The 10759-nt window shown below is 64.3% G+C and carries 7 protein-coding genes; 2 read left to right on the top strand and 5 right to left on the bottom strand.

The genetic code is table 11. The annotated features are described in order from the left end of the window. The first annotated feature begins 342 nt into the window (after positions 1 to 342). Positions 343 to 594, top strand: coding sequence for a GntR family transcriptional regulator (locus DI276_RS53520; RefSeq protein ID WP_112273650.1), 252 nt, complete (start codon positions 343 to 345; stop codon positions 592 to 594). A 189-nt stretch (positions 595 to 783) separates the two neighbouring features. On the opposite strand, the gene DI276_RS39865 is transcribed toward DI276_RS53520, so the two are convergent. Both DI276_RS39865 and DI276_RS39860 read right to left on the bottom strand, forming a co-directional pair. Beyond that, entirely contained in the window at positions 784 to 3678 is a 2895-nt protein-coding gene (locus tag DI276_RS39865) for a M48 family metalloprotease (RefSeq protein ID WP_232837243.1), read from the bottom strand. 70 nt (positions 3679 to 3748) lie between these two features. Beyond that, positions 3749 to 4195, bottom strand: coding sequence for a hypothetical protein (locus tag DI276_RS39860; protein ID WP_157985264.1), 447 nt, complete (start codon positions 4193 to 4195; stop codon positions 3749 to 3751). Positions 4196 to 5254: 1059 nt separating this feature from the next. On the opposite strand from DI276_RS39860, the gene DI276_RS50510 reads away from it, so the two are divergent. Next, positions 5255 to 6361: a hypothetical protein gene (locus tag DI276_RS50510; RefSeq protein WP_157985263.1), complete on the top strand. Its 1107-nt coding sequence runs from the start codon at positions 5255 to 5257 to the stop codon at positions 6359 to 6361. Between the two features lie 379 nt (positions 6362 to 6740). Here the strand turns inward: DI276_RS50510 and DI276_RS53160 are convergent, their stop codons facing one another. From DI276_RS53160 to DI276_RS50505, 3 genes are all read right to left on the bottom strand, one after another. Beyond that, on the bottom strand, positions 6741 to 6863 hold the full coding sequence (locus DI276_RS53160; RefSeq protein ID WP_269814347.1) for a hypothetical protein: 123 nt from the start codon (positions 6861 to 6863) through the stop codon (positions 6741 to 6743). A 538-nt stretch (positions 6864 to 7401) separates the two neighbouring features. After that, the gene (locus DI276_RS39850; RefSeq protein ID WP_157985262.1) at positions 7402 to 8157 is read right to left on the bottom strand and encodes a formyltransferase family protein; all 756 of its coding nucleotides are present in this window, start codon (positions 8155 to 8157) and stop codon (positions 7402 to 7404) included. 1106 nt (positions 8158 to 9263) lie between these two features. Then, on the bottom strand, positions 9264 to 10028 hold the full coding sequence (locus DI276_RS50505; protein ID WP_157985261.1) for a hypothetical protein: 765 nt from the start codon (positions 10026 to 10028) through the stop codon (positions 9264 to 9266). Positions 10029 to 10759: the final 731 nt, after the last annotated feature.

The raw sequence follows: 10759 nt of genomic DNA, 5'->3' as shown, positions 1-10759 counted from the left end.
TCATCGGACAGGGCCAGCGGCACGAGTTTCGGGTTCGGCACCAGCACAATCTAGTGCTGGCGCCGAATTAACGACTCAGGACACTAGTCGTACCGCCGACGCAGGAGTCGGGCTGTGTCACAGCGGATGGATCCGGCAACGACACGACCAGCCGAAGCAGAGTCGACCTGCTCGCCGGAGCGGACAGCGAAGTGGCAAGCCGTGACCCGGCACGTCCGGCCAGCGCCACCGCGATGCGCTCCAGCATCACCCGCAGCAATGGCGTCCGCCGCCCGTGTCTCACCGTCAACCCGTCGACCTGTTCGGCAACGTACAGATAAGCCGCCTGACCAGCAGCGATGAATTTTCGAGCGGCACACGTCGATCAACCAACTGCAGGACGAGTACGACGTGCCGTCGCTCAACACCATCAGACGTGCACAGCAGATGCTCGTTGAGGAGGGCTACCTGCGAACCGAACAGGGACGAGGAGCCTTCGTCATCGCGTACCCGAACCAGGCAATAGAGCGAGAACGACGCGCTCGCCCTCATCGACCAGTGCCATGCACCAACTTGCGCGCCCGGCGGCTGCTCAGCTCGCCTGCGGCGGCATAACGTGCCCTTCACTTTTCCTGCGGGATCGTCGTCCCGCGTCGGCCGCCGCAGGGGTGCAGAGGAGTTCAGACATGTGTGCAGGCGACTGCGGACATTGACAGTTTCAGCGCCTGTGCGACTGGCCGACCAGATGCGCTCAGAAACTTATGCCGCACCCTGTCCGGCGACTTCGTCCGGCAGATCTTGTCGCTAGCAGTTCTTCGACGAACCGCGGAGCCAGGCCTCCAGGCACAGTGCGGTTCGTTGTTGCACTGTGATCTCCGCAAGTGCGGTGCGCAGCGCCTCTAGGTCGAGATCCATGAGTGCGCGTTTGCAATGCGCGCCTGTCTTGCCTGCCTCCTCCATGAACCGTTTCCAACGGTCCTGCATCCACGGGTCGTTGACGCGGAAGAAGTCTTGTCCATCCGTCGCGACGCGGGTCAGGTCGGTGCAGTAGCCCGCGAGTGTGGTCGTCTCGACTTCGCCCTGGGCGCGTTTGAGGTAGTCGTACACGTTCTTGGCGGTTGTGGCGTAGCGAAACAGCAGGTCGCGGGCGCCCCAGTCTGCCCACTGCGCAAGCTCCAGTTGGGTCGGTTCGGGCACGGTGGCGTCCGGTGTGCCGCCACGTGCGGCGACATCCACACCGATACGCAGGGCGGCCGCGGCATCGGCGGCCTGACGTGCCCCCGCGAGGCCGGCTTCGGAGTTGGCGGCGCACTTCGCGCGGGCGTGGTCGGTACGGGTGATGACGGCTTGCCACAGGGGTTGCAGCCGCTGGTCGGGCACGCGCAGGAAAGCTTCTGCCTCCTGCGCGGCGGCTGTGACGACCTCGCAGGTCGTGGCGGTGGCGACGCGGTCGAGGACGGTGCGACCGCCAACGTAGTTCCAGGCGGAGAGCTGCATCCGCGTGGTGGCGACGGAGGGCATCGAGGTGACCGTGACCTTGGGGATGCTCTTGGGGATGTCGGAGGTGACCGCGTACGCGATTTCGGCTCCGGCAAAGGCAAGCGCTGCGGCGGTGAACATCGCGACGGCAACGCGACGGCTACGAATCCGAGCGGGGCGGGGTGACGGCACTACGGGGCGCAGGCGGCTGAGCCGGCGGACCAGCGCGCGGACGGCGGCGATGGCGACCGCGAGCAAAGCAGCCGCGACCAGGCCCGCCGTGATCATCGGCTTGAGCACGAACCACGAGCGGAGGAGCGCACCAGCCGCGATGGTGATCATGGCTGCGATCTGAGCCCCCGCAAGGGTGGTGGGCAAGCGGTGTGTGCCCGGCGCGGTGAGGGAGGCGAGGAGGGCTGCGGCGACTGCGGCGGCGAAGGTCGTGGCGATGTACGCCAGCTCTTCCAGATCACGGCCCACAAGCAGCAGCGCCCCTGCCGCCAGCGCGCCCGTGACCAGTCCGGGCAATACGACACGGCGGAGCGTTGGCAACCGCTGCGACGCCGGTTCTGGAAAGTCGGTGACGGCTTCGTGCACCCATCTCAGTGGGCCGGGCCGAACGGTCCACGCGAGCAGCGGAACCGCCCACGCCAGCGCCACCGCGACGAGGATAAGCGGCGCGCCTATCAGGGACGCCATTAGCAGCAACGTGCTCATGGTGATCCGCAGCAGCCATTCAGGCCCGGCGCCGGGCACGCTGCTCTGGAAGTCGGTGACCATGTCGTTCGTGCTGAGCGGTGAACCGAACAGCAGCACGATCCCGCCGCCGGTAAGCCACCACTGGAACCAGGTGGACAGCACCAGCCCGCCGGACACGAGGACGAGCAGCATCGGCGCTCGCAGCGTGCGTCCTCGCCAGGTGCCGGCCCAAAGGCGGGCGCACTGTGCGATCCACCAGGTGAACGCGACCCCGGCCGCCACCGGCACGGTCATGGCCCACCATCGGGCGGGTACCCAGTCATAGAGAACATGCGGCCCGGCCAACAGTTCCGCAGTGACCATCCCCAGCCCGAGCCACACCCCGGAGAGCACTCCGGAGGGCCCGTTGGTCTCGGTCAGCCGCGCGTGCACGATCGCGCGCCACAAGGCGATGCCGGCGACTCCGGTGACGAGACCGGCCGTGACCAGCGCGACGAACTGGCGGGGCCACTCGCCGAGGTTCCGCTGCTGATCGAGGTACAGGAAGGCGGCGTTGTTGATCAGCTCGGCGGCCGCTCCGGTCAGAAACATCGGCAGCGCACGCACACCGAACAGTGGAGCCGGATCGTCCAACGACGCCCGCCGCAAGTCCCAGCGCGGGTGCGTGCGCCACAACTCGGCGAACACGGCACCGAACGACGGCCTGTCGGCTTCGTCCCAGCCGCGCCGGTCCGCGCCCCACCGCAACGCCGTGAGGTCGGCGTGTACCTCGCGCGTCCGCAAGACGTCCGCCCGTGCAAGGTGCACCAGCAACACCATCAGGATCGCGAGCACGATCCCGCGGGCGAGATCGGGAACGTGGAAGGACGACAGCGGCGATGACGGGCCATCGAACAGCTCCTTGGCCAGCAACACGCTGTCCGGCAACAGTGCCAGCGCAAGGAACGTCCGCCACAGCGCGACAGTCACGTAGGTGAGGGTGATGTCGCGGTTGTGGATATGCGCCAGTTCGTGCAACACAACGGCACGGAATCCGTCGGGATCCTTGCCGCGGTGCACCAGCAGCCCAACATCGAGGCGCACCACCGGTTTTCGGTCCCGACCGAACACCGCGGCGCCCCTGGTGGACGTGGCGGTCGGATCGACGACGAACTCGGGTGCCCGTTCCAGCCCGGCGACCGCCACCAGATCGTCGAGAACCTCCTGGACATCAGGATCGACTTTCGATAGCGGTACCACGCGTCGCCGCTTGCGCGTCGTGATCAGGAAGAACAGCATGGCCGCGGCCCCGATCAGAATGACCGGGCCGAGCAACGGCAGCCACCATGCGGGCGCGGGTGAGTACCGATCCAGGCACGCGTAGAAGGCAGGGTCGTCCCGCGTGGTCGGGTTGGTCACCTCGGCCTGGTCCCCGGCGTCCGGATCCCAGCCTGCGGCCAGCCGGCACACCCAGTCGAGCGACTCCGTCGTCCGTCCGGCCAAGTCCGCAGTGAGCGCCACCGACGCCACCGCCAGCATCACCAGCAGCAACGCGAACCGAACCGTCGTACCCGGACCCAGCACCCTCTCGTCGACCCTGGACAACGGTGCACTACTCCGCGTCGCCGAGCGCCAGGCGCGCGATGATGGCGTCGGCGATCTGCGCGCACAGCTCCGGCGTCAGCCCTTGCCGCGCACCGGCCTCCAGCGCCTTCCTACGTACCTCGCCCAACTGCTCCGCATTTAACGGCAGCTCCACCGCTTTCGGAATCGTCTTGCGCCGAAACCTCTTCCACAGCCGGGCGGCAACACCGTCGACGGCCTTGTCACTCAGCCGCCCGGCGACGTGCTCCAGCACCACCCACACAACGGGCGTGATCATGACGACCAGGTCACCAAGCCCGAACCCCAGCGGATCCTGCCGCGCACCCGCCTTCGCCAACCGCCTCGACGCGACGGCGGGATCGAGTGCGACAAGCCCGTTGACGACCGGCATCTCCTCGGGCGCTAGCTGTTCGACCACATCGCGGACGATCTCGGCCACCTCAACGCGCTCCACAGGTCTCCCCTCCACGGTGCTCACATCGGTTCAACGCCAAGTGAAGCGACCGCGTGCACTCGGCCGCGGCAGACCAGGATCGAATGCACTCGAACGGAGCACCGCTGCTGACATCGGAGCACTGACTGCTCGTGAGACGGCGACGTCGCACAGCGCGTTGCAGAGGTGCCGCTACCAGAGTGTGTCGGATTCGACTGCATTGCAGCGCGTCTGCGCTGCGTTGTCCTGAGCTTTCTCTCTGCGCATTCCTGCTAATCACCGGGAATCACTCCGGCAGATTCAGAAACAGCTACCCCAGGGGGTGTACCCCTTCCAGGCGACTTCCAGATCGCGACGTAATGCGGGCCTTGGGGGTCTGTACGGGTTTGAGGTCGTGGGATCTCGCCGACGAACTCAGCCGCGCGGCCCGCCTGGCGGTCGGCGCGGGTCTCGGTTCCGGCCGCGGGCAGCTCGATTGCCGCCGAGGTTCGACCTGTGGTTCGTCGGCCGTTGCCGGCCTTCTGCAGGGCGCGTTCCTGTCGCCGGAGCGATAGTTCTGCGCGAGCCCGCGAACGGCTCGACCGCACACTCGAGCAAATCGATGGGGCTTCGGTCCCCGAACCGAGGACAGTGAGGTTCCACCTGCGGTTCAGGTCAGTTGCCGTCGCGGTTGCCGGCGTCAGCGCCTACCCGTTCTACGAGCTGAGAGGCCGGTGAGCTTGTACCCAATCACGTTGATCTCGTTCGGCTTCTGCACCTCGACCTCGACGGCGGGAGCTGCCCGACGCGGACCGCGTCCAGGACGTCCGTGGTTCTGTTCGTGATCTGGCCGTTGGCGAGAAGATCGTAAACATCAACGGGTTCGACGTGCGGATCCCGGACGACGTACAGGATCGCAGGATGATCACCGACCAGCAGGAACGTGCCTTGCGTTCGATCCCGCCGGATCGACCCCTCGCCCCGATAGCGGATCAAACTGCTCTGGCGATGTAGTTGGCGTCATACGAGTACGAGCCCGACGCCGACTATCCAACGACGCCGACGCCAGCCTCCACGCGAAGTCCGATCAAGGATCACCAGATGACTGAGACCGCCGGCGATACCAACAGCGCACGAGCTCATGACACGAGGGCCAGGAGGCCGATTCGCCGGTGGCTGATCAGAGCGTGCGCCTTCGCCGTGGCAACCCTCGTGATCACCCACTACAGAGAAATTCTGGACCTGACCAAATCATGGCTGGAAGGCAACCTGAAGAACGATAGGATCGCCTGGGGCTTATCAATACGAACGCGGGGAAGAATCGGCAAGTCGTTACAGTACGTCGCAGGCGCGACCGTCATTCTTGACCTCATTGGCCCGGAACGCCTGGGCGCCCTGAGTGATAAATGGAAACAACGCCGACAAGATTTACACAAAAGAGCGGAGCGGCACGTAGAGATTTTTCCAGTCGCCACACTGCGCGGGGAGATGAAAGAAAGCATCGTTTTTGAGAAGGAATACTACTCAGTTGGTGGCCATGGCGAGGGGATAACTTCCGTAACGAAAATGAAGGTGTCCCGAGGCGGTGCTCCACGGGCCGCAGGCCTCTCGCAAGTGGTCCGCCAAGCCGACCTCGACGCCTGGCACGCCGCCACGGTCGCAACCCTGCCCACGGCACACACGTGCACAGGCAGACATGGAAGGCCTGGCGAAACAGCCTGCCATGAGCAAGTTGAGTTCGCGTCTTCGGCAGTGGACGACTTCTTGCGCGCACACTTGCCAGCCCAGGACCTGGCAGACGCGGCCGAGGATTCTAAGTCCGGCGGCCTCGCCTTGCGAAGAAGATCACTCCGGACGCTGGGTGTCATTCTTGCACTGCCGATGATATATGTAATGGTTCGTTATTTGATTCCAGATTTGGCGGCACATCGAGTCAAAACTACCGCGCCCGGAGATCTCCTTGCCTGGGCCTTTCTTGGCCTATTCTTCGCGGTTGGCGTTCTAGCTAACGCTGAGGAAACCCCGTCTCGGTCTTCTCTGGGGCGAGGGTTCTTTCGGGTTATCCTGTGGATTCGGATGGCCCCGCTCTCGGGTGTCATGCGTGCGCTCGCAAAGATTCTGGTCAAAGCTCGGCCTACCAACGCGCTGAAGTGGTTTGCGGTTGGTCTTGCGTTGGTCGGGTTCGGGCTCGACATGCTCGCCTCGTGAGTGCCCGCTACCGACCCCAACCGGGTTACGTTCTCGCGCACAGCACGTGGTAGATGCAGCGGCGAGCGTCTGGGCGTCGCCTCGCGTGGGGTACGTCCCAGGCGCTCCAGTCAGTCGGGCGCGATCAGTATCAGGCCACGATCTCGTACACCGGCTTCCAGTTCATGCACGTGCGGGAACCGTAGCTCGAACCGCTCCCGGAGGCCCTCGGATGCACGGCACAGCACCGTGCCCCACGCCCGAAACGGCGAACCGTCCAACCGCACCGCCAGCAGCAGCGACCCGCTCAAGGAGTCCACCAGCCGCAGCCGTTCCTGTGGCGTCAGCCGTGACTACGCGTGTCGACGGCCGTCGACGACGCCGTGGTAGTCCGCGGACGTCACGACAGCGGCTCACCCCATGCCGAGTCCGGCCGCCATCCCGAGCCCTCGACGGCCAGCCGCCGCTCCAGCTCGATGTAGCGGTGCACGGCCGCCAGCGCGTCGTAGGCCACCCTGGTCATGGGCTGTTTGCCGCCCTCGCGATGTGGCCGCCACCGGCAGCGGGATCGGCAACGTGGTGTGCTCGCGGGGCAACGTCGGCATCTCCGGCGCCAGCAGGAACGTGAACTCCCGCTTGCGTAGCCCGCTCGACAGCACCAGCTGTTCTACCGCCGCGTTGCGGCCCCCGAAACGCCGGATCCGGCGTCCCGTACGGCAGCAGCCCTTCCAGCCCGGCCACCGGCAGGGCGGCGAAGTCGCGCTCCAGGTACTTGATCGTCGTGCGGACGCCGCGGCGACCGGAGCTTCGCGAGGTAGCGCCACACGTCGACCATGCCTAGCGGCGGCGACCACTGCGCCCTCGGCGACGTTAAGCAGACCCGCCAGCACCTCCTGCGCATGACTGCACCCTGACCCACGCGCGACCTGGTCCGGACACGCTCAGGCTGGTCGATGGAGTACGCGGCGTGGCCGCTGGGGACAGTGCAGGGGACCTGTGGGTCAATGCCATTCGTTCACTGGCAGCCGGCGCCTGTGCAAGCAGTTTGAGGACGCCAACTTCTAAGGGGCCAGATGCACCGTGCGGCCCCGCCACACCAACACTTCGCCCTGGCAGTGCCAGTTCACAGCGGTTGCCAACGCCATGGCTTCGATCGGGCGACTGGCGGCTTGCAGAGCGCTGGAAGTCGGCGTTGGCCCGAGCGATTCGACGGAACGAACCTCCTGGGTGATTATCGGCCCCTCGTCCAGTCCGGCCGTTGCATAGTGGGCGGTCGCAGTAAGCACCTTGACGCCGCGCTCGTGCATCCGACGATGCGTGTTCCCTCCGGGGAAGGCAACGGTGCACGCATGATGCACGTTGATCACAGGCTCGATGGCGCACACAGCCACCGGCAGAACCTGCATGAACCGGGCCATCACAACCAACCTCGCACCGCTCTGCTTGATCAGCTGGCCAAGGTGGGCGTGCGCTGCCGCCATGCTGGTCGAGCCGAACTGCTGAGACGGCCACTCGATCGTCATGAACGGTACGTCGTACGCCTCGACAAGGCCTCGGAGATCAGGGTGGTTAGACACCACCTGCACAATGTCGCCAGCCAAGCGCCCTTGCTGATGTAGTGCCAGCAGTTCGTGCACGCAATGGTTGGTACGGCTGGCCAACACCAGGATTTTCGGACGGTCCATGGCCTGGAGGTTCCACGCTTCCAATGACCAGTGCACCGAGGCTGCTTCGAGCTCTGCGCGGAGTTCCCCAAGTGACCGCAAGCAGGCGAATTCCGCTCTCAAGAACGCCGTGCCGGTTTCGTCGCCGAACACGCGGAGGTTTGTTCTCAGGTCTGCGCCCTGACCGCGCAGCCAGCTCTCGACGTGCGCACGAAGATCGGTTTGGATTGGGCCAGCGGCCATTACGACGTATCGATGCACCCGTGGACCTACCGAATCGCCGCGGCGTACGGAACCGACGCGAACATCAGAACGAGCGCTCGGTAGCAGCCAGTATGTACACGTACCGTCACGGGTTCACGTCCTCATCGAGTGGCCGGGGGCGAGCCGAGCGCCAGAACGCCGGCGCTGCGACGGCCGTTATCAGGTAGTGCAGGAACAGCGCAGCAGTGCCCGCACGTACCCCGAGTGTGGCTAGGGCACCGCGAACTCCCCCGCTGCGGCGCGTGACCTGCATGAGAACCGTCCTCTCCTGGCCCGCCGAGTTAGGAACGGCTATCGGTCCCACTCGCCCTCAGACCCGTGCCAGGTTGAATGTGTGGAGAAGCGTCGCCGCGCCTCGCGCGGCTCGCATCGGTGAAACCGCTGAGCTCGCATACCTAAACCGCAGATGGCGAGGCCCGGCGGACATGCCACCAGGCTCTACAGGGGGTTGGAGGGCGTCAGTTCTTGCGGTGAACTGCGCGCCGGCGTGCACGTCGTCGAGGGCGGCGAGGCTGTGCCGGACCACGACAGGTCCGGACGTTGTCGGCGGGTTCGCCCGGCAGGCCACGCGTACACCGCCACGTGGTCCGCAGGTGTCTGCAGGATGATCGACCGGCCAGGCCGGTGCAGGCCCTCAGGAACCGACAGGCCCCAAATGGAAGACCACCGGGATACGGGAGGCATTGCAAACGGTGCACGGCCAACGTCTTGAAGTCGCCCAGCTCGGCAAACTGCTGTTCACGCTCGCGCAGGGGGCCATCGTCCTTGAGCCGGGCGATCTACGCTGCTCGGGCATCGGGCGGCACAGATCGACGCGCATCCGTGCCGGCCTGCGTTCGGACTCGGTCTTGAAGTAGTGGTGGGTGCGGCAGCGCGCGGTCCGCGAAACCCCTAGACTCCTTTGCCAGCGTGGAGACATTGCAGCCAATGCCGGGCGGGATGTGCCTTGCAGCGGTCACCACTCGACAGCATGGCACATGTCGCCACGTCTGATGCTAATGCTCAGTTCGAGGCCTGCGGCGCCAGCCCCTCAGAACCAACTCCATCGCTAATGGCAATGTCCCACCAGCGAGTCCAGCCGCAACACCTGCGATAAAAAGGTAGCGCTGCCCGCGAGCCTCCTCGTCAATTAGAACATAGTTTGCAATAACTTGAAGCTCCCCCTTCGAGCTCCACTCGGTTCCGCCAGGCTGCACTGGCTGAGGACTGACGAAGTCAGTCCTCAGGTTGGATCCTTCGATTTCGAGATGGACTCTATTGTAATCGTCAGCCTCGGAGCCGCGACACTTCAGAAAGTACTCGGAATCCCATGAACTCATGATTCTGCCGGAGTTGGCAAAGAAGCTATCCAAAAAGGTGCAGTGCTCTGTGTCATTCAATACGGGAGCGCGAACCAAGAGCCGCGCGTTTTCTTGACGAAACGAGTAGTAAGTCGACTTCTCGGGACGGAGTGAGACGTATCCGTCACCCTTCTCCGACGGATTTACCCGCACTAGCGTAATCCGGGCAGAATTAGGTTCTCCAATGCCGTCCACCCTCATTGTCGGAAGCGCCCTCCTCCTTGCCGCGTTCTCTATGTCCGCCTTCTCCTTTTCGGAATACCTAAGCGCGTTCGCCAAGGACAGGAGATCATCTAATCTTACGCCGGAATCAGTGAGTTCCGCACCGGCCAGCTCATCCGAAGTCCAAATGGCCAGATAGAATGGACTGGAGATCACTCCGGATGTTCTGATGCTGAGCGACCACTCAGGGTTGCTCATGAGTGCATCGAATGATGACGGAAATCCGGCGTCACTTAATTCGCGCTCGAGGCGCGTGGTGGTTCGATTCTCACTTTGGCTCACGAATAGTGTCACATCTACGGCTACACCGTTCGGTGCGTACACCCTGATGGGAGGACCTGTCCCCGCGCCCTGATCGGATCTTTCAAAAGCAGGTGAGCCTGGAGTGCCGTCCCGATAAAGGCCGTATGAAGCGATTGCGAGAGAGATAGATATCGCGGCTAGGATTGTCCCCAAAAGGATGATCCTGCTTTCCTTTTCTGCAGGCTCGACATCGCCGTCGACGCTCGACTCGCGAGCTGGCTTCCGGCTGCTTGTTGCGCTGGTGGTGGGGTTGGCGGCAGCGGCAGAGTTGGGTGAAACAAAATCGGATTCGAGCGGTCGCTGGTTTTGCGTCTTTGCAGACCACATCTGTCGTACAGCGTGCGACACAGCGCCAGCGAAAAGTACGACAATTGCGACATGTGCGATTCTGACTACACGCTTAACGATGAGCTTCTCCTTTTCCTTGATGTCCAGTTCGATTGAGTGCGACAGCTCAGCTCGGAACGCTCATCCGCTGCGGATTGGGAGTTATTCATCGCAGTCGACTTGTCCTTCGTGAGTGACCTCGTCGAAGAAGTCGCTCGTGCGAGATCTCGTGAGGAGGCAACCGGTGGCGCTGGCGTCTGGAGACTCAATCTGGTACCGCGGTGATCGGAGTCGCCATG

The sequence above is a fragment of the Lentzea terrae genome, from assembly GCF_003265345.1.
GTDB classification, from domain to species: domain Bacteria; phylum Actinomycetota; class Actinomycetes; order Mycobacteriales; family Pseudonocardiaceae; genus Lentzea; species Lentzea terrae.
Note: the sequence above shows the minus strand (reverse complement) of the source record. Positions and strands in the feature narration are given on the sequence as shown.